We start from the raw sequence: 20,827 nt of genomic DNA, 5'->3' as shown, positions 1-20,827 counted from the left end.
TCATTAAAATCTTACGTATACATTAAGGTAATACGAAGTACCAAATCCATAAAAGTATCTAGGTCCAAAAACAGGAGTTTCTCTCTGAGATTCTTCTACAGCCAATCTATAATTTGCATTTCTAGCTTGCTCAAAACCACCTGTTCTGTATTGCTTATCAAAAATGTTATTAATCGTTGCAAAGAACCCTATGTAATAATCTTTTACTCTCCAAGACTTACCTCCTACTGCATTAACTAATATATAATCATCAAACTGCTCTTGTCTTAATAAATCTCTTGCAATACTATCATCATAGTCATTAAATGGTAATCCATCCACATCTTGATTAAAGTTTGATGTTCTTGCAAAAGGGCTAACATCTATATAAGCATTAGAAAAATAATTAGCTGTAGTACCAAACCACCAGAAATTAGGATCTCTATACTCAAAACCTAATTGTGCTGCATTCTGTGGACCACCAGCAATACGATAATCTTTTAACGCTGATTTACCCTCATAACGTGTACCATTCAACCCTTCGGTGATTGACTCTCCTAAAAATGAACTACTGGTACTTGCTAAAAATAAGTCAGGATTATTAGCATAAGTAAATTGACCTATTGCCGCAGCTCCTTTTAATTTAATCGTTGGTGTTATTTGATATTCTATTCCTAATTCTGCTCCAAAGTGTTGTTTATCTATTCCTGTAAGAATCTCCTGAACAAAACCTACATCAGAACCAGAAATTGCTTGAGTAAAAAAGAAAGATATATCAGTAGCATCTTCTATTTTAGTATAATATCCTGTCAATCTTGCTTTCAATTTAGGAGTTCTTAAGATATAACCAACATCAATAGATTGTACCTTTTCACTTTCCTGTGTTCCTGCAATAGATTCTTCTGCCTCTATTAATTGCGCAATTGTTCTATTGTTTTGTCTTGAATTAGCAAAAGAGTTACGAATGGTTGGAGCTTTTGTAAAATAAGTTCCGTGAACATCTATTAGATTTCGTCCATTAATTTTATAAGTAAAACCTCCTTTAGCACCATAATTAGTGAAATCTAATTTGTCACTTTTTCCAAAAGAACCTAAACGCCCTTCGCCAGGAAAATATCCATTTTCAAACAACCCTGTTCTCTGGTAAGTAGTTTGAGAAATATTTCCTCCTAAAAAGAAATCGATTTTATTAGTTTTAAACTGAGCCTGCGCAAAACCGCTTACAACATCTGCATCAATCTCATAATTATAATCATACCTATCACCTACACCAACTGTACGGTTACGATTACGTAAATCACTTTGTGCTCTATCCGCCAATTCTTCTGGTGTAAAACCAAGATCTACCGGAACATCATTATCAATATTTGTCCCAAAAGAATCTACATCTAAAAATGTCGTTCCTCCTAATAGGTCAAGAACTTCGGCAAAGTTTTCACTCTTTAAGGTTCTATAATTAATAGCTCCATTTATACTTATATTGTCTGTAATTTGACTATTTAAAATAGAATTGAAACTCCATTGTGTATCGTCAATTCTATCTTCGTATAAAATATAAGTAGCATTAAGTCCTTGTTGCGCATTTAATTGATTTGCTTCTATTAACTGATTCCAATTTAACTGCCCATCTCTTACAAATGCTTGCTGTGCTAAGAAAGCATTTTGAAAATCAAGTGGTGTCGGATTTGGATCACTCAAGAAAGAACTAGGTAAGTAACTTTGATGAATTGGATTCGTATCTCTACTAGCTCCAGCTCCTGTATATGTTTCCTGTCCATTAAAATTAACCAAGTCGGTTCCTCCATTGTCCAAACGGCTATTTCCTATTTTACCTGTTTGGTATCCTACATTGGTGTTCAAAGTAGTTTTATCAGTGATATTCCAGTAATGATTTAACATAAATACTGGTTCCTCGATTTCACGTACTCTGGAGTTCTTCTTTTCTCCATCAAAATACCCCCAATTTGGGTTATATTGTCTTCCTTTTAACCTAAATACTTCTTCAGTTATTGCAGTAGACCTTCCTCTTCGATTAGGTGTATAAAAACTGGTAAGGTTTATACTATGTTTATTATTAATCTTTTTCTCAACAGAAGCAAAGATAGAATTCGCATCATACAAAGTTCCTTCAATATAGCCTTCATTACCCATTCTACGCGCTAATGAAACCGTATATGCCCAACCATTACTCATTAATCCAGAGCTATAACTAGCCATCATTCTACCAGTATAACTTCTGTTAGAAGCGGCATAAGATATTCTACCTCCCTGACGATATTGAGAAGCTCTCATAATAATATTTGTTGCTCCAGCAAGATCTCCAAATGTATAGTCGTTAGCAGAAATTCCCATAGAAAACTCCTGATTACGCTGTACATCATTCAATCCACCCCAATTACCCCATTGAGGTCTACCATCGTTAAGTTTATTCATCTCAATCCCATTTATAAGGACTTTTGCGTTTTCATTTCCAAGACCTCTTGGGCGAAAAAATGTAGCACTAAAATCAAATGCTGCTGCACTAAGAAATACATCTCTTGATGCTTGTAATAAACCTGATACATTCGCAGACGCATCATCATCGCCTTCATCTAGTTCATTATCCGTAAGGCTAATGGTACCTATTTGGATTTGTTCTTGATTTACATCATAATCTAGATCTATCGTTTTTAGATCTAAAACACTGCCTTCATTAATAACAATAGGATAACGTTTTGTGATATATCCATTTTTAGATAAAACCGCAATTTGTTCTCCCAAAGGTAATTGAACACTCCCAAAATTAAACTCTCCTGAAATATCAGTCATAGTAGAAACCTCTGTTCCTTCAATAATAACTAACACTTCCGAAAGATTTTCATTTGAAGATGCGTCAACAATTTTACCTTTCAATCCTGTTTGTTGTCCATAAGACATCCCAACAGAACTTAAAAAAATCATTAAAAAGAAAAGATTCTTTTTGAGTTGTGACACTTTCATTAATAGTTGTTTTAGTTAAAAAATTAACATTTCTGCCGCGCAAAAGTACATGTTTTAAATAGAAAAGCTAATTTTGGCTCAAAATTTGGATTACATTTTACAATAAGTTAATAATCAATTAGATAATGAAATTAAAATATTTGCTTACCATAACATTCTTATTATGTCCTTTGCTTGTTATTTTTTGTCAAGAAAAGAAAACGTACAAAGTTAACACAATTGCTTTTTATAATGTTGAAAATCTTTTTGATACCGAAGATGATCCTATAACCTATGACGATGATAGAACACCTAATGGAAAAGATCATTGGACTGAAGACATCTATAAAGATAAGCTAAAAAATATGGCTAAGGTAATTTCTGAAATAGGTGCCGATGTAACAAAAAATGCACCTGTAATTTTAGGAGTAGCAGAAATAGAAAACAGAAAGGTACTTGAAGACTTAGCTAATGAACCTGTGCTTTTACCAAAAGATTATGGTATAGTTCAGTTTGATTCTCCAGATCGAAGAGGTATAGATGTTGCGTTATTATATCAAAAAGCATTATTTAGACCAATCAATACCAGTAAACACGAGTTATTGATCTATAGCTCAAATGATCCTACTAAAAGAGTATATACCAGAGATCAATTATTAGTTAGTGGATACCTTGATGGGGATTTAATACATGTTATTGTAAATCATTGGCCATCAAGAAGTGGAGGTGAAGCTAGAAGCCGACGTAAAAGAGAAAAGGCTGCTGAATTAAATAAGAAAATTATTGATTCACTTTTTGATATAGATCCTTATGCCAAAGTTATAACTATGGGAGATCTTAATGATGATCCTGATAACTCTAGTGTAAAAAAAGTACTGGCAGCTAAAGCCGAAAAAGAGGATGTGAAACTAAAAGGATTATATAATCCAATGTATAACATGTCTAAAAAGGGAATAGGATCTCTTGCTTGGAGAGATAGTTGGAATTTATTTGATCAAATTATTATATCTAAGGGATTACTTGATAAAGATTATAGTTCCTATAAATACTATAAAGCAGGAGTTTATAATAAAAACTATCTGGCTAATCCAAGAGGTAGGTATAAAGGATATCCGTATCGAAGTTTTGCAAACGGAGCATATACTGGAGGTTATAGTGATCACTTTCCTGTTTATGTGTATCTCATAAAGGAAAACAATAAATAACGATTAATAAAAAAAGAGGCTTAATAGCCTCTTTTTTTTTATAACTCTTTTAATACTAGTCGTTATCTAGAGTAGAACAATCTGGTAAATCAGCTAAAATTCCATCGAAAGCATCATCTCCACATTCGTTACTTTTATAAGATTCGATTGCAGTTCTTGCAGCTTCACATAAAGATGTAGAAGATGTATTAGCTTCATAGGCATCAATAGAAACTTGTACTGTAGCACGCAAACTATCTCTAGCTGCATCACAAGCAAAATCTACTACATCATCTTCTCCACAAGAAGTTAATCCTAAAGCCATTCCAAAAACGGCAACAAACATAAGTTTTTTCATAATTTGGGTTTTAAAAATTTAAATTTTAAAAAGTCGAATATAGAGTATTAATTTATTATTAACAAAAAATTCTGTTAAATTTGTGTTGTTTGACGAAAATTCTTACTTTTCATCGAGTTAATTAATCTCTTCCACGTCAATAGGCTTCCCAATATAAACTAAAAAACTATCCCCATTAATTTCCTCCATCTTTTCGCTATATGCAGATATAATTCTAATTGTATTAGCGGAATCTTTGATAAACAAAGGAATAATATCTTCATCTTGTTTAATTAAATTGATTAATGAATCGTAATGAGATTTATCATCAATATTAATTTCCTGGATACCTGGATACTTTTCGGCTAAATTCATTAACTTATCATAATCATCCGTATGAGAAAACAAACCTTCATTAGGGTTATTTTCTGGATCATTCATTTCTTCAGAACTAACCAACCTAAAAGATCCATTTTCTCCAAATTGATCTTTAAATTGATTAATAGCAAACTTATTAATATCACTATTTCCTGTAAGTGCCATTAAAAAGCCTATATCGTTTAATTCGATATTGTTTTTTAATTGATCATTATAAATACTTCCTTCTAATGCGTCTAAACCTAAACTTTTGGCCTTTTTAATATTTTCTCGATTACTGTCTACTAATACTACGTGTCTTTGATTACTCTTAAGATATGTGGCTATTAATCGTGAAACTTTTGATGCTCCAATAATTAAAATCCCTTCAGATTTTGTAAGAAATACCCCAGCAACTTTAGCAAACAATCTTGCCGTTGTTGCATTTAGAAGAACCGTTCCTAATACAATCATAAAAACTAATGGTGTAATATACTCTGCCTCTGGCACTCCATTTTTAGCAAGTTTTAGACCAAATAATGAGGCAATACCTGCCGCTACAATTCCTCTCGGTCCTACCCAGCTAATAAATAATTTTTCATTAATCTTAAGTCCCGAATTAATTGAACTCAGAAAAACACCTAAAGGTCGGACAATAAAGACGACAGCTGCAAAAAGTAAAATAGCATTCCAATTGAATATTAACTGTAATTCTTCAATATTGATATTGGCCGACAGAAGAATAAATAATATCGAAATTAACAACACACTCAATGATTCCTTAAAATATAATAACTCTTCAAAGTTCGGAAGGTTAATATTACCTAATACCATACCCATTACCACTACGGATAATAAACCTGATTCATGCGCAAATACATCGGATAATACGAAAACACCTAACACTACTGCAAGGGTGAAAACATTTAATAAATAATGTGGGATTATTTTTTTCTTAATTCCAAAAGCCAAGCCATAAGCAAAAGTGAAACCAAAAGTGAAACCAAATAAAACTATTTTACCGAATTCTATAAAAGCTTTTTTCGTAAATGCCTCTCCTTCTCCAACACTTATAAATTCAAAAACCAAAACAGCCACTAATGCTCCAATTGGATCAATAAGAATTCCTTCCCACTTTAATACAGCAGAAATGTCTTTTTTTAATGGTATATTTCTTAAAATAGGGGTTATTACCGTAGGGCCTGTTACAATAATTAAAGAAGAAAATAAAAATGATATTGGCCAACTTAAGCCGAAAATAAAATGAGCTGCCAATCCAGCTCCAAAAAAGGTTACCACAACGGCTACTGTTATTAATTTAAGAATTACGGGACCAACATTTAGGATTTCATCTCTTCTTAAAGTTAAACCTCCTTCAAAAAGAATAATGCTAATGGCTAAAGAAACGAAGTAAAATAAACTTTCTCCAGGAAATAATCCTTCTACTCCGTTATAAATAGGTTGTATTAATTTAGTGCCATCTACTGTGTATAAAGTTGCAACCGGTCCTACCAAAAGTCCAATTAAGATAAGGGGTAAAATTGCTGGGATTTTAAATTTCCAAGCCACCCATTGTGCTAAAATTCCTAATATGATTATACCCGCTAATTCTACCATGCTTTTACTATAATTATAATGATTAGCAAAATATGAGATTTTTTTTAGAAATGCATATCTCTCATCAATTTTATAATTAGGAAAATTAACAATCTGTTCCGTTCTTATTTTTTAGACATAACTGTATCGAACAAACTTTTAGATTATAAGTTTAAAATCGCTACTTATCGCAGTTTCATTTTCTGATAATAGTAATAATAACAGTTACCGATCTATGATAATGATAGATTTCTTTGATTACCATTTAATCCTTATCCACGTCAAAGTAAAAGAAAATAAAGTTCTATTTAATATATTATTGGGTTAGAAAAAATTATTTATCGGATCAATTCTGATGAAATATTGTTAAAAAGTCTACAAATTAAATCCTGATCCTTAGCATTTTTTCTATTTTGCAAAGATTTTTATACCAATTATGAAATTACATGCTGTAAAAGCAGGAAACTTTAAACTTGATGGTGGCGCCATGTTCGGCGTCGTTCCCAAAGTCCTGTGGAACAAAACAAATCCAGCTGATGCTAATAATCTAATAGATATTGCTGCAAGATGCCTATTAATTGAAGATGGAGATCGTCTGATTCTCATTGATTCTGGAATGGGAGATAAACAATCAGATAAATTTTTTGGATACTATTCTCTTTGGGGAGATCATAATTTAGATAAGTCTCTAAAAGAAAAAGGGTTCAATAGAGATGATATTACAGATGTTTTTATTACTCATTTACATTTTGATCATTGCGGAGGTGTGGTACAATGGAATAAAAATAAAACTGGTTATGAATTAGCATTTAAAAATGCTAAAGTATGGAGTAATGAAAATCACTGGAGTTGGGCTACAGAACCTAATGCCAGAGAAAAAGCTTCTTTCTTAAAAGAAAATATTCTTCCTATTCAAGAAAGTGGACACCTTCATTTTATTTCTAGAACAGGAGAAACATTTCAAAAAAACACTGAATTAGGGTTTGGCGTATTATTTGTAGATGGTCACACAGAAAAACAAATGATCCCGCACATAAAATATAAAGAAAAAACAATTGTGTTTATGGCAGACTTATTGCCTACAACTGGTCACATTCCATTACCTTATGTTATGGGATATGATACTAGACCATTATTAACATTACCGGAGAAAAAATTATTTTTGGAAAATGCGGCCTTAAATAATTGGTATTTGTTTATGGAACACGATGCACATAATGAAATAATTACTGTACAACAAACCGATAAAGGTGTACGATACAAAGAAACTTTTACTTGTAATGAAATATTTAATTAAAAATTCTATGATTCCCAAGTCTAATAAATTACTAATTGCTTCAATAACATCATCCATTATATTAAGTAGTTGTGGAACTCCAGCTATAGTGTCCACTCCTATAGAAAATATTGATTCTATTCCATTAAAAAATATAGTATTAACCGAGACTCAATTAAAAAATTGGAATGCTAGTGATCTAATAAAAGATACAATACCCGGAATGAGTGTTAACAGAGCGTATGATGAACTAATCAAAAATAAAGTTGGTCAAACGGTTATCGTTGGAGTTATTGATAGTGGTGTTGACATTGAACACGAAGATTTAGACGATGTGATCTGGACTAATCCTAAGGAAATCAAAAATAATGGAAAAGACGATGATCAAAATGGATATATCGATGACATCCACGGTTGGAATTTTTTAGGAGATTCTGAAAATGAGAATCTTGAATATACCAGAATCGTTAAAAAATTAAAACCAAAATATGAAGGGAAAAATCTAGCTTCTGTTGCTTCTTCTGATAAAGAAGAATACCAAATGTATATAGAAGCTAAAGCCGATTTAGAAAAAGAGTATCAACAAGCTCTTGGTAGTAAAAACCAATACGAACAGATTTTACAACAAGTAAAACCTTCTCATAAAAAGATTAGCGAAGTAATTGGTAAAGAAAATTATTCGCAACAGGAACTTCTTGCCGTAAAAGCGGATACACCAGAAATGCAACAATACATTGCTTTGCTTTCTCATATGTTTGGGTTTTTAGAAGAAGGAGAGACCATACCAGATTTTATCGAAAACCTAAGTGGTGGTGTAGATCATTTTACGGAACAATTAAACTATCATATCAATGTAGAATTTGATGGTAGAACTAAAGTTGGTGATAATGTAGATGATATAACTGATACTAATTATGGAAATAATAATGTTATGGGTCCTAATCCCGATAAAGAAGGGATAAAACACGGAACTCACGTCTCTGGAATTATAGCATCTGAGCGAAATAATGGGAAAGGAGTTAATGGTATCGCCAAAAATGTAGAAATAATGGCAATTAGAGCAGTTCCTAACGGTGATGAATATGACAAAGATATTGCTTTAGCGATTCGATATGCTGTAGACAATGGAGCGAAAGTTATTAATACAAGCTTTGGAAAATACTATTCTACACACCCAGAATGGGTTAGAGACGCTATTAAATATGCTGGGGAAAATGATGTGTTGATTGTTAATGCTGCTGGTAATGAAGGGTTAGATTTAGATCAAAAACTTGTATATCCAAATGATCAAATTGATAATTCATCTGAAATTTCTAATAATTTTATTACAATAGGAGCTTTAAATTATAAATACGGATCTAATCTTGTAGCGAATTTCTCTAATTATGGAAAAAACAATGTAGATGCATTTGCACCTGGGGTTAAAATATGGGCCACAACCCCATCTAATACATACGAATATCTTCAAGGAACATCTATGGCTGCACCTGCAGTTTCTGGTGTTGCCGCTCTTATTCGATCTTATTATCCAAAATTAAAAGCTTCTCAAGTAAAACAAATATTAATGGATAGTGGATTAAGTACAACTGCCACCGTAATAATAGGGGGTGATGAAACTAAATCTAATAAATTTACAGAATTATCTAAATCCGGAAAAATGGTAAATTTATATAACGCTTTGATTTTGGCCGAAAAACTATCAAAATAAAACAAAATGATCTCTAAAATAATTTCAATTGGATTCTTAATATCCGTTTTAGGTGTTTCAGCACAAAACAATACAAGTTATTGGCAACAACACGTTGATTACAAAATGAACGTGGATATGAATGTAGAAAATTTCCAGTATAAAGGAACACAAGAACTTGTATATACAAATAATTCACCTGATTCATTATATCAGGTCTTTTATCATCTTTATTTCAATGCATTCCAACCAGGAAGTGAGATGGATGTTCGCTCTAGAAATATTGAGGATCCAGATCCTAGGGTAATGGATAGAATTAGTAAACTTACTCCAGAAGAAATAGGATACTTAAAAATATCTTCTTTAAAACAAAACGGAAAAGAAGTAACCTATGAAATAGCCGGAACTGTCTTAGAAGTAGAACTCAATGAACCTATTGCTCCTGGAAAAAAAGTTACTTTTTCCATGAATTTTGATGGCCAAGTTCCAAATCAAATACGTCGTTCTGGACGCAATAGTAGTGAGGGCGTAGCATTATCAATGACTCAATGGTATCCTAAAATGGCTGAGTATGACTTTGAAGGCTGGCACGCAGACCCTTATATAGCTAGAGAATTCCATGGAGTGTGGGGTAACTTTGATGTTACTATAAACATTGATAAGAATTACATTTTAGGAGGATCTGGATATTTACAGAACCCACAAGAAATAGGATATGGTTATGAAAAACCAGGGACTAAAATAAAACGCAAAGGAAAAAAACTTTCTTGGCACTTTATAGCTCCTAATGTCCACGACTTTACCTGGGCAGCAGACCCAGAATATATCCATGATACAGTTCAAGTTCCTGATGGACCAGTACTTCATTTTTTATACAAAAATAAAGAGGAATATCTAGAAAACTGGAAAAAATTACAACCTAAGTCTGTAGACTTAATGAAATATTTTAGTACTACAATTGGAAAGTATCCATATGACCAATATTCTATTATTCAAGGAGGAGATGGAGGAATGGAATACGCAATGTGTACTTTGATTACAGGAGGAAGAAGCTTTGGAAGTTTAGTAGGAGTTACAGCTCACGAAATGGCTCATGCTTGGTTTCAACACATATTAGCTACAAACGAAGCCAAACATGAATGGATGGACGAAGGTTTTACGAGCTACATTTCTACATTAGCAATGGATAAAGTAATGGAACAAAACAAAAATAATCCAATGACAGGAATGTATCGAGGATATTTTCAATTGGCTACTTCTGGTATAGAACAACCTCAATCCACACATGCTGACCGTTATACAAGAAATGGAGCATATGGAGCATCTGCATATGCTAAAGGGGCGGTTTTTATGGCACAACTTGGTTATGTAATAGGAGAAGAAAATTTATCAAAAACAATCCATAGATATTTTGATGAATGGAAATTTAAGCACCCTACGCCTAATGATTTTAAACGAATAGCAGAAAAAATATCAGGAATACAACTAGATTGGTATCTTACAGATTGGACCCAAACTACAAATACAGTAGACTATGGAATAAAAGAAGTTTCGGAAAAAGGGAATACCACTTCAATTACATTAGAGCGTATTGGACTAATGCCAATGCCTGTTGATTTATATATAGAGTATATAGATGGAACCAAAGAATCCTTCTATATCCCACTAAGAATGATGAGGAAAAATAAAACTAATCCATTTCCTAAAATGAATCGTACAATTTTATCTGATTGGACTTGGACCCACCCGAACTATTCACTGGAAATATCTAAACATAAATCTAGTATAAAGTCAATTGAAATTGACATTACTAAACAAATGGCAGATATAAATAGCAACAATAATAATTTCTCTCAATAAATAATAATTCCCTAAAATATTATAAAGACCCTTATATAATTATGTATATAGAGGGTCTTTTTTTTTGAATATGATCTTAACTCATTTAGTGTTAAATAAATGAGATCATTGTTTTTTTGTTAAAAAAGCCCTTATTTTCGCTTTTTTTAATATTTTATTATGATTTTTTAGGCTTTTATACTACTTAACTGTTATATCTTAAGTATTAAAAAATATCATTTAAAAAAAATTAGTTTAATTAAACCATTACCTATGAAAAAAGGAAAATTACTTATACCTATTTCGATAGTCTTGATTTGTCTTATTGTACTTGTTACTTATTTTAATAAGGAAGAAGACATCAAAAATCTGGCTAACAAAGAATTTGTTCCTCTTAAAAAAGAAAAAAAGAAAAAAAAGACGATGGAAGAACGTCGTCGTTTTACAGAAGAAAGATGGAAACACGAATTTAATCTTCAGGTGAACCCTAATACAGGTAAAATTCCTCAAGAAGAAAAACAAAAAGAAGCTCTCTTTGCTAGAGACATGATGTCTAAGTCACTTTCTAAAAATGCTAAACAAGCAAGTAACGCAACCTTTATATCAAGAGGACCTTCTAATTTAGGTGGTAGAACACGTTCTTTAGTAATTGATAGAACGGATGCTACCAGCAACACTATAATTGCTGGAGGAGTAAGTAGTGGGGTTTTTAGAACTACAGACGGAGGAGCAAGTTGGATTAAAGTTTCATCTAATAATGAAATTCATAATGTAACTACAATAGCTCAAGATCCTAGAAGTGGTTTCGAAAATATTTGGTATTATGGAACTGGAGAAAGTCAAGGTAATTCTGCTTCTGCTTCTGGTGCTACTTTTTTAGGTCAAGGTATATGGCAATCTACTGATAGTGGTTTAACTTGGAATCAATTACCAAGCACTGCTTCTGTTCAGGAAGAAAGTGATTCTCCTTTTGATTTTATGTATAAAATTGCTGTACACCCTATTACTGGTGATCTATATGCTGGTGCTGGTGGAGCAATTAGAAGATTTGATGGTAGCACTTGGACTGTTGAACTAGAGTCTGGTGGAAATTTCTTTTCTGATTTAGCAATCACAAGTACTGGAATTGTATATGCGGCATTTTCAGGTAATTCTACTACAGCTAATGGAGTATGGCAATCACCAACAGGTGTTGGTTCTTATACAAGAATAGGATCTAATACTGCTCCTGGTTTTGGATCGAACGGAAGAATAGTATTAGCAGTAGCACCATCGAATGAAGACGTTGTTTATGCATTCCATTCTTCTAGTGGAGCGTTTGAAGCAGGTTTATGGCAATGGAATGATAGCTCTGATAGCTGGGTAGATAGAACTAACACAATGCCTGATGAACCAGATCCAGATCCAGGAAACCCTGATACTGTTGCTGATCTTGCTGGAAATGATCCTATTGCAATACAAGGAGGTTATGATCTTGTAGTAAATGTAAAACCAGATAATGAAAACTTTGTAGTTATTGGTGGAACCAACGCCTACAAAATAGAGGATATTACTACGGATCCTATGTTCGTAAGAATTGGAGGGTATATTAGTAATCAAAGTTATGGTTTATATAATCTTGGTGGTGGTGACTCACATCATCCAGATATTCATGTTTTAGAATTTGATCCTAATAATCCAGATATTCTATTTAGTGGAACTGATGGAGGTGTACATAGAGCTGATGCAACACCGGCAGTCGTGGCTTGGACAAGTCTAAATAATAATTATCAAACCTATCAATATTATCATGTAGCTACAGATCCTGAAGCTACCTCTAATATTGTAATTGGTGGTGCACAGGATAATGGTACTACAGCTGGAGGATTTGCAAGTAGTCCAGATCTAACAACAATGTCTTCTCAATTTGGTGGAGATGGTGTTGCCGTGGCTGTCTCTAGAGATAATGCATGTGTTCCCTTCTTTTTAGGTGTTCAAAATGGTAGAATATTTAGAGATTGTCCTGATGGAGGAGAAATAACTCCTACTGGATCTGGTAGTCAGTTCGTTACCTATTTTTATATGGATCCAAGTAATAATAATGCGCTCTACTACGCTGGTAGAGATGTTTTATATAGAACTGATGCTTCTAGTGCAGTTACATCTGCTACTTGGACGAATTTAGGAGCAGTACGATCTGGAGAAAATATTAGACAAATGGGAGCTAGTTCAGGAGCTTACACTACAGATAGTTATTTATTAATAGGTTTAGACTCAGGATCTTTATTTAAGTTAAACGATCCTTTAAACAGAACTTTATCTTCTTTAAGAAATGTTACACCTACTGGTGCTTCTGGTGTAGTTAGTGGTATTGCTATTCATCCTAGTAATAATGATATCGCAATGGTTACTTATTCTAACTATGGAGTTACGAATATATTTGTAACTACAGATGCTACTGCTAGCAGACCTACTTGGACTGTAGCAGAAAGAAACTTAGATGCTTTCTCTATACGTTCAGCAGCAATTACAGAAGTAGGTGGTGAAATAAGATATTTTGTTGGTACTGCTAGAGGATTATATAGTTCTACAGATCCAGTAAATGAAGACTGGGAAATTGAAGCTCCTAATCAAATTGGTTTTGCTGTTGTGAGTGCTTTAGCATATAAACCTTCTAACAATAAACTTTTAATAGGTACTCACGGTAATGGTATGTATGAAGCAACTATAGAGGCATCAACACTTTCTGTAGATGATACCGATCCTTTAGATTCTAGCATATTAGCTTGGCCTAATCCTGCTAATAATGTATTAAATGTAGTAGTAGAAAATTCACTTTTAGAAAATCGCTTGGACTATAAAGTTTTCAGTATTAACGGAAAACAATTAAAAGATGGTGTGCTAAATAATGATAAACAAATTAATGTAAGTGATTTAGCTCAAGGTAATTATATTTTACAATTAAACTCTGCTTCTGAACAAAAAGCAATCGTTTTTATCAAAAAATAGATTACTTAAATTTTTAATATTAAATCCGGTACTATTAGTTTAGCACCGGATTTAATGTTTATAAAATATTCATTTCAAATCTTATCTGTACTTTTACTGCCTCATGAAAGCGAATTTTAGTACAAATGAAAAACTTAAAAGTAAAAAGGAAATAGAGCTCCTTTTTTCTGAAGGCAAATCAATTGGTAAATATCCTATTCGACTTATTTATAGAAAATCTATTTCAGAAAAAAACTTACCAATTCAAGCAACTGTTTCCGTTAGTAAACGAAATTTTAAAAAAGCAGTGGATCGTAATCGTATTAAACGTTTATTAAGAGAAAATTATAGAAAAAATAAGTATCTTGTAGGCAAGAACACTACCCATCACTTTACTTTTATGTTTTTATACACCGGCAATAAAATGCCGGATTCTATAATTGTTGAATCTAAAATAAAAGAAATATTACAAAAGTTCAGTAGTAAAGAAATTGAAAACCAATAATTTTCAACCTATTATTACTAGTAATAAAGATCCATAATATGAAAAAGAAAATTCTTTATCCTACTCTTGCACTTGTTATACTACTATCAACAGTAAGTTTTAAATCTGATTTTTTCGAAATTGCTAAACAGATTGAAATTTTCACTACCATGTTTAAAGAATTAAACATGAATTATGTGGATGAAACAAATCCTGCAGAACTTATGGATACTGCGATTAAGGCGATGTTAGACGATCTTGATCCATATACTAAATATTGGAATGAACAAGATGTGGAAGCTTCTAAAATTAGAAACGCTGGAGAATATACTGGAATTGGAGCTTCTGTAAAAACAGTAAAGGACAAAATAATTATTGTAGAACCTTATAAAGATTATCCTGCTGATAAAGCTGGTCTTAAAGCCGGAGATGAAATCATTAAGATTGGTGATGTCGTTGTGTCAGATTTCGAAGAAGATGCAGGAGAGCTTCTTAAAGGAGCTAGTGGAACTAAAGTAGAAATTACATACAAAAGACAAAATCAAACAAAAAATACAATCCTAAGTCGTGAAGAAATTGAAGTAAAAGCGGTTCCATTTTCTACTTTACTTGATGATAATACAGGATATATTGTTTTATCTAAATTTAATAACAAAGCATCATTAGAAACCATAGCTGCATTAAAAGACCTAAAAGCAAAAGGTGCTGATAAAATAATTCTAGACCTTAGAGGTAATCCAGGAGGATTACTTAGTGAAGCTATTAATGTTACCAACATATTTGTTCCAAAAGGAGAATTAATTACAACTACTAAATCCGTTGTAAAGAAATATAATAAAGAGTATTTCACTAAAAAAACACCTATTGACACCGATATTCCTTTAGTAGTTTTAGTAAACGGTAGAAGCGCCTCTGCTAGCGAAATTGTTGCAGGAAGCATACAGGATTTAGATAGAGGAGTTGTTATAGGTGCAAGAAGTTTTGGAAAAGGATTAGTACAACGTCCTAAAAAATTAACTTATGGTACACAGTTAAAAATAACAATATCACGTTATTACACACCAAGTGGAAGATGTATACAAGCTTTAGATTATTGGAATCGTGATGAAAACAACAAGGCTGTAAGAATTAATGAACAAGATTTTAAAGCGTTTAAAACAAAAAACGGAAGGACTGTATATGATGGTGGTGGAATTCAACCAGACATAGAAATGGAAACATCTAAGTTTAGTAATATTACAACATCATTACTTCAGTCAGATGCTATATTTGACTATGGAACAAAATACTACTATAATCATCAAAATATAGATGTTAGCAATTTTAAATTCACAGATAAAGATTACGAAGATTTTAAAAATTTTGTCAAAAAAAGTGAATTTAATTATGAAACAGATACAGAAAAATCGCTTAGAAAATCATTACAAGTTGCTAAAAAAGAAAAATTAGATACCGATATCTCTGAAAGTTATAATGCATTACTTGCAACTATAAAAACTTCTAAAGAAAAAGGATTAGATATCTATAAAACTGAAATTAAAAACTTACTTACAGATGAAATTGTAAAACGTTACACATATCGAGAAGGATTATATGACTATTATATTACACATAATCCAGAAATTAAAAAAAGCAAGGAAATTTTAGGAAATAAAACCAAATATGATAAAATCTTAGAATAAATAAATTCCTATTTTAAAACAAAAAACCAGTCTTAAGACTGGTTTTTTATGATTTTACCATAGCAATATGGGGAATACCATCTTCTAAATATTCTTCTCCTATTTGTTTAAAATTGTGTTTTTTATAAAAATTTTTAAGATAACACTGTGCCGATATCTTAATCTCGTCTTTCGTATATTGATCTTTTATTGCTATTATGCTTTGATTTATCAGATCGTGACCATAACCATATTTTCTTTCAGTTTCTGACACTACAACCCTGCCGATACTCGCTTTTTCAAAATAATCACCAGCGTCAAAAATTCTAGTATACGCAACAATATTATTGTTTTTATAACCAATAACATGAAGTGCTTTTTGATCTTTATTATCAACGTCTTGATAAACACAATCTTGTTCTACAACAAAAACCTCAGCACGTAAGCGCAAAATCTTATATAATTCAGATGTAGAAAGTTCTTCAAAACTTTTTACTTGAAACAAAATATCACTCATAGCAAAAGTTTTAGCACATAGATATTTTTTCTACTCTATTTTGATGTCTACCTCCTTCAAATTCAGTTCCTAAAAATGTTTTTACCATTTCTATAGCTTGTGGTAATGATGTAAATCTAGCTGGAATACTTATTATATTAGCATTGTTATGTAATCGTGTTAATTCTGTTATTTCTTTAGTCCAACATAAACCAGCACGTACATTTTTGTATTTATTAGCTGTCATAGAAACACCGTTCCCACTACCACATATTAATATTCCAAAATCAACTACACTACCATCCACATCTTTTGCAACGGGATGAACAAAATCTGGGTAATCTACACTGCTATTTTCATCAGTACCATAATTTATAACCTCTATACCTTGAGATTCTAGGTAAGTTATTATTTCGAATTTATACTCGGTTCCTGCGTGATCATTTCCGATAGCTATTTTCACAACTTTTAAGTTTTAAATTATTTATTGATTTTTTCAGATTATTTATTAATAACAAAGATAATTCAAAGAAAAAAAGTAAAGTTCAAAAAATCAATAAATTACCTTAATGTTACCTCAATGTTAATAACTCCTTATAGTGTGTTAACATTAGATGTGGATAAATAGTTCCTAAAATTGAGAAACTTTTTTTGGTTCTTTTAATTATTATTAGAATACAAGGTTAGTTATCACAAATCAAAATTTATTAGCATCTTTTTCTTGTGAAGTTTTTAAACATTAATTCATTGTTATCAACTATGGTTTTTCCGTAAAAATATTAATAAAAACATGTGTTTATAAACTATGAACAGCTGTTAATTAAAATCTAGTTTTATAAGATTCTCAATAACTTAACCATTTCATATGTTGTTAATATAGTTTTGAAAAATTAAACTAACTTAATAAGCAACTAAAATTTACAAAAGTTATACCGCTATCAACACTACATAATAATCACTATTTTATTTTTTAAATTTAAAGAAAGAAAAAGTATTATATATAATATATGTTGAAAACTACTTTAAAATAGAATTTATGATTCTTAGATAATTCTTAGATGAGAATTAGAATTAAGATCATCTATTATTTCTTGAACTCTTATTTTATCTTTAGAATGAATTTTTAGATTGATTCCTCCTAATGCATTGGAGTAAAATGGAAAAACTCCTATCATTGTTTCATTCTCAAAAAAATAAGAAATTCCTTCTCTTTCCAAAAGAAGTCGTAATATTGCATAATCGTTTGGATAAGTAAAGGTGGCAATTGTAATAAAATCTTTCATAGAAATAATCCAGGTAATAGATTATCTAAATATACAAATTATCTAAAAAAACAATTAGTTGATTTGTGTAGCTTCCTTATCAGAATGTATACCTCCATTGATTTCTGATTTTTCGTCGGTATCTGTTTTTTGATCCATTGTATTTCCTATATAAACCGTAGAATAATATATACCCACTAAAAATATTAGTAAGAATAGGAATATAATCTTATGAATTTTTTTGATTTTATATGTCATATACTTAACCCCAAACGAATAAATAACAATCTTGGTATATTAAAATTAAGTAAATTTTAAGAAAAACAACAAGATTTGTTGATATTAATTATTTGTAATCTATTGATTTACAGATAATATATTTTTTTAACTATAAACAATAACAAAATTCAATATTTAATAAAAGTTTATATAGAAAACAAGATATGTTAAAAGATAAGCTGTAATTTTATATGATATTATTTAAAAGACATTAATGAAAAGAAAAAGAAGAAGAGGAAAAAAGTCTCCTAAAATAGAAAATATTACCAGAGGAATACTAAAAATACTTAAAGCAGAACCTACTAAAACATTTAATTATAAACAGATTGCAGCTAAATTTGGTGTAGATGACCCTAGTAGTCGAAATCAAATTATTAAAAAACTAGCACAGCTTGCGGCAAAAAAGGAAATAGAGGAAATTGATCGAGGTAAATTTAAAATTGTACCCAATATCAATACATATTCTGGAGTATTAGAAATTACATCAAAAGGAACTGGATATGTGATAGTGGAAGATTTAGAAGATGATATTTTTATTCCAAATAATAACCTTAATAAAGCTCTTAATGGTGATGAGGTAGAAGTGTATGTTTACAAAAGAAAAAGAAGAGGTAAGAGTGAAGGAGAAATTTCTAGAATAATTTCTAGAAAGAAAGATGAATTTGTTGGCGTTATCGAGATACAGAAAAATTATGCATTTGTAAATATGCAAGATGGTAAAATGTATACGGATATTTTTATTCCAAAGAATAAAATAAAAAATGCCGAAAATGGAGATAAAGTATTGGTTAAATTAGAGGATTGGCCAGAAAAAGCAGATTCTCCATTTGGTAAAGTAATAAAAGTTCTAGGTAAGCCTGGAGAACATAATACAGAAATTCATTCAATTTTAGCGCAATACGGATTACCGTATGAGTTCCCAGAAGAAGTAGAAACTTTTGCTAATGATTTAGATACTTCAATTCAGGATGCTGAGATTGAAAAGCGTAGGGATATGCGTAAAATATTAACGTTTACAATTGATCCTAAAGATGCGAAAGATTTTGATGATGCATTATCGTTTGAAGTTTTAGAAAACGGTAATTATGAAATAGGAATACATATTGCAGATGTATCGCATTACGTAAAACCAGGAACGATATTAGATGATGAAGCTTACGAAAGAGCAACATCTGTTTATTTAGTGGATAGGGTAGTGCCTATGTTACCAGAAGTTTTATCTAACAATGCTTGTTCCTTAAGACCTCATGAAGAGAAGTATACATTTTCTGCTGTTTTTGAATTAAACGATAAAGCAGAAATTAAAAATCAATGGTTCGGAAGAACTGTTACTTATTCAGATGCACGTTTTGCTTACGAAGAGGCTCAGCATATCATAGAAACCAATGATAATGTTATACCAAAAGATATTTCTTTAACTGGAAAAGAATATAAAGCAGATCAAAAAATAGCAGAAGCAGTATTAAAAATGGATGAGTTAGCTAAAATAATGCGTGCTAAACGAATGGGACAAGGAGCTATTTCCTTTGATAAAGTAGAAGTAAAGTTTAACTTAAATGAAGAAAACAATCCCGTAGGAGTGTTTTTTAAGACTTCTAAGGACGCTAATAAGCTTATTGAAGAGTTTATGTTACTTGCTAATAAAAAGGTTGCAGAATACATCGGAAAACAAAATCCAAAGAAAACTTTCGTATATAGAGTCCATGATGAACCTAATGACGAAAAACTTGCTGCATTGCAGAATGTAATTGGTCGCTTTGGTTATAAATTAGATTTAAGAGATCGTAAGACTACTACAAGTTCATTAAATGGTTTATTAAAGGATGTTCAAGGTAAAAAAGAACAAAATCTAGTAGATACATTAGCAATACGAAGTATGAGTAAGGCGGAGTATACAACTCATAATATTGGACATTATGGATTAGCTTTTGATTATTATTCTCATTTTACTTCACCAATAAGACGTTATCCTGATGTTATGGCACATCGTTTGCTACAACATTATTTAGATAGTGGAAAATCAGCTTCAGAAGAGGAATATGAAGAACGATGTAATCATAGTAGTTCTATGGAAAATTTAGCTGCAAGTGCAGAAAGAGATTCTATAAAATATATGCAGATTAAGTTCATGAAAGATCATGAAAATGAGGAATTTATTGGAGTAATTTCTGGTGTAACTGAATGGGGTATTTATGTAGAAATTATTAGCAATAAATGTGAAGGAATGATTAGACTAAAAGATATGAATGATGATCATTACATATTTGATCAAGATGAATATGCTGTAGTTGGTCAAAATTCTAAAAAAACTTATCAATTAGGCGATGAAGTATATGTGAAAGTGAAAAATGCAGACCTTGTAAAAAGGCATTTGGATTTTACACTATTAGGAAGTAAACAAGAAATAGAATAAAGAATAATAGTAATCGTTAATCAAAATATAAATCACACATTTATCAATTTTA

15 protein-coding genes are annotated in these 20,827 nt (G+C 31.2%); 8 read left to right on the top strand and 7 right to left on the bottom strand.

Features of this window, described 5'->3' with window-relative positions; genetic code table 11:
- Positions 1-3 precede the first annotated feature (3 nt).
- A complete protein-coding gene (locus J8L88_RS01350) occupies positions 4-2,958 on the bottom strand; it encodes a TonB-dependent receptor (protein ID WP_247666392.1) in 2,955 nt (984 codons plus the stop codon).
- Between the two features lie 125 nt (positions 2,959-3,083).
- Here J8L88_RS01350 and J8L88_RS01345 point away from each other — a divergent pair, with 125 nt between their 5' ends.
- Positions 3,084-4,142 carry an endonuclease gene (locus J8L88_RS01345; RefSeq protein WP_027394525.1) on the top strand — a complete coding sequence of 353 codons (1,059 nt, stop codon included), beginning with the start codon at positions 3,084-3,086 and terminating at the stop codon, positions 4,140-4,142.
- A 55-nt stretch (positions 4,143-4,197) separates the two neighbouring features.
- On the opposite strand, the gene J8L88_RS01340 is transcribed toward J8L88_RS01345, so the two are convergent.
- On the bottom strand, positions 4,198-4,479 hold the full coding sequence (locus J8L88_RS01340; RefSeq protein WP_027394524.1) for a hypothetical protein: 282 nt from the start codon (positions 4,477-4,479) through the stop codon (positions 4,198-4,200).
- A gap of 117 nt (positions 4,480-4,596) precedes the next feature.
- Positions 4,597-6,432: a sodium:proton antiporter gene (locus J8L88_RS01335; protein WP_027394523.1), complete on the bottom strand. Its 1,836-nt coding sequence runs from the start codon at positions 6,430-6,432 to the stop codon at positions 4,597-4,599.
- Between the two features lie 415 nt (positions 6,433-6,847).
- Here J8L88_RS01335 and J8L88_RS01330 point away from each other — a divergent pair, with 415 nt between their 5' ends.
- From J8L88_RS01330 to J8L88_RS01305, 6 genes are all read left to right on the top strand, one after another.
- Positions 6,848-7,708: an MBL fold metallo-hydrolase gene (locus J8L88_RS01330; protein WP_211059755.1), complete on the top strand. Its 861-nt coding sequence runs from the start codon at positions 6,848-6,850 to the stop codon at positions 7,706-7,708.
- Positions 7,692-9,395: a S8 family peptidase gene (locus J8L88_RS01325; protein ID WP_118388313.1), complete on the top strand. Its 1,704-nt coding sequence runs from the start codon at positions 7,692-7,694 to the stop codon at positions 9,393-9,395. The genes J8L88_RS01330 and J8L88_RS01325 overlap by 17 nt, the downstream gene beginning before the upstream one ends.
- 6 nt (positions 9,396-9,401) lie before the next feature.
- Positions 9,402-11,234, top strand: a complete 1,833-nt coding sequence (locus tag J8L88_RS01320) for a M1 family metallopeptidase (protein ID WP_211059754.1) — start codon at positions 9,402-9,404, stop codon at positions 11,232-11,234.
- A 252-nt stretch (positions 11,235-11,486) separates the two neighbouring features.
- The gene (locus J8L88_RS01315; protein WP_211059753.1) at positions 11,487-14,201 is read left to right on the top strand and encodes a T9SS type A sorting domain-containing protein; all 2,715 of its coding nucleotides are present in this window, start codon (positions 11,487-11,489) and stop codon (positions 14,199-14,201) included.
- A 103-nt stretch (positions 14,202-14,304) separates the two neighbouring features.
- Positions 14,305-14,685, top strand: coding sequence for a ribonuclease P protein component (rnpA, locus tag J8L88_RS01310; protein WP_211059752.1), 381 nt, complete (start codon positions 14,305-14,307; stop codon positions 14,683-14,685).
- A gap of 38 nt (positions 14,686-14,723) precedes the next feature.
- Positions 14,724-16,346 carry a S41 family peptidase gene (locus J8L88_RS01305; protein ID WP_118388317.1) on the top strand — a complete coding sequence of 541 codons (1,623 nt, stop codon included), beginning with the start codon at positions 14,724-14,726 and terminating at the stop codon, positions 16,344-16,346.
- 46 nt (positions 16,347-16,392) lie between these two features.
- Here the strand turns inward: J8L88_RS01305 and J8L88_RS01300 are convergent, their stop codons facing one another.
- From J8L88_RS01300 to J8L88_RS23625, 4 genes are all read right to left on the bottom strand, one after another.
- Positions 16,393-16,842 (bottom strand): GNAT family N-acetyltransferase, encoded by a 450-nt coding sequence (locus tag J8L88_RS01300; RefSeq protein ID WP_027394516.1) that lies wholly within the window; start codon positions 16,840-16,842, stop codon positions 16,393-16,395.
- A 10-nt stretch (positions 16,843-16,852) separates the two neighbouring features.
- Positions 16,853-17,284, bottom strand: a complete 432-nt coding sequence (rpiB, locus tag J8L88_RS01295; protein ID WP_027394515.1) for a ribose 5-phosphate isomerase B — start codon at positions 17,282-17,284, stop codon at positions 16,853-16,855.
- Positions 17,285-17,864: 580 nt separating this feature from the next.
- A complete protein-coding gene (locus J8L88_RS01290) occupies positions 17,865-18,104 on the bottom strand; it encodes a hypothetical protein (RefSeq protein ID WP_027394514.1) in 240 nt (79 codons plus the stop codon).
- Positions 18,105-18,158: 54 nt separating this feature from the next.
- Positions 18,159-18,281: a hypothetical protein gene (locus tag J8L88_RS23625; protein ID WP_255420143.1), complete on the bottom strand. Its 123-nt coding sequence runs from the start codon at positions 18,279-18,281 to the stop codon at positions 18,159-18,161.
- A gap of 295 nt (positions 18,282-18,576) precedes the next feature.
- Here J8L88_RS23625 and rnr point away from each other — a divergent pair, with 295 nt between their 5' ends.
- Positions 18,577-20,775, top strand: coding sequence for a ribonuclease R (gene rnr, locus J8L88_RS01285; protein WP_027394512.1), 2,199 nt, complete (start codon positions 18,577-18,579; stop codon positions 20,773-20,775).
- Positions 20,776-20,827 lie beyond the last annotated feature (52 nt).

The organism is Aquimarina sp. MMG015 (assembly GCF_018100855.1).
Classification (GTDB): domain Bacteria; phylum Bacteroidota; class Bacteroidia; order Flavobacteriales; family Flavobacteriaceae; genus Aquimarina; species Aquimarina latercula.
Note: the sequence above shows the minus strand (reverse complement) of the source record. Positions and strands in the feature narration are given on the sequence as shown.

Excerpts from the sequence above, each read along its gene's own strand:
- J8L88_RS01305 (WP_118388317.1), top strand. The coding sequence starts at position 14,724 with ATGAAAAAGAAAATTCTTTATCCTACTCTTGCACTTGTTATACTACTA.
- J8L88_RS01315 (WP_211059753.1), top strand. The coding sequence starts at position 11,487 with ATGAAAAAAGGAAAATTACTTATACCTATTTCGATAGTCTTGATTTGT.
- J8L88_RS01350 (WP_247666392.1), bottom strand. The coding sequence starts at position 2,958 with ATGAAAGTGTCACAACTCAAAAAGAATCTTTTCTTTTTAATGATTTTT.
- J8L88_RS01325 (WP_118388313.1), top strand. The coding sequence starts at position 7,692 with ATGAAATATTTAATTAAAAATTCTATGATTCCCAAGTCTAATAAATTA.
- rnpA (WP_211059752.1), top strand. The coding sequence starts at position 14,305 with ATGAAAGCGAATTTTAGTACAAATGAAAAACTTAAAAGTAAAAAGGAA.
- J8L88_RS01320 (WP_211059754.1), top strand. The coding sequence starts at position 9,402 with ATGATCTCTAAAATAATTTCAATTGGATTCTTAATATCCGTTTTAGGT.
- J8L88_RS01340 (WP_027394524.1), bottom strand. The coding sequence starts at position 4,479 with ATGAAAAAACTTATGTTTGTTGCCGTTTTTGGAATGGCTTTAGGATTA.
- J8L88_RS01290 (WP_027394514.1), bottom strand. The coding sequence starts at position 18,104 with ATGAAAGATTTTATTACAATTGCCACCTTTACTTATCCAAACGATTAT.
- J8L88_RS01330 (WP_211059755.1), top strand. The coding sequence starts at position 6,848 with ATGAAATTACATGCTGTAAAAGCAGGAAACTTTAAACTTGATGGTGGC.
- J8L88_RS01300 (WP_027394516.1), bottom strand. The coding sequence starts at position 16,842 with ATGAGTGATATTTTGTTTCAAGTAAAAAGTTTTGAAGAACTTTCTACA.
- rnr (WP_027394512.1), top strand. The coding sequence starts at position 18,577 with ATGAAAAGAAAAAGAAGAAGAGGAAAAAAGTCTCCTAAAATAGAAAAT.
- J8L88_RS01335 (WP_027394523.1), bottom strand. The coding sequence starts at position 6,432 with ATGGTAGAATTAGCGGGTATAATCATATTAGGAATTTTAGCACAATGG.
- J8L88_RS01345 (WP_027394525.1), top strand. The coding sequence starts at position 3,084 with ATGAAATTAAAATATTTGCTTACCATAACATTCTTATTATGTCCTTTG.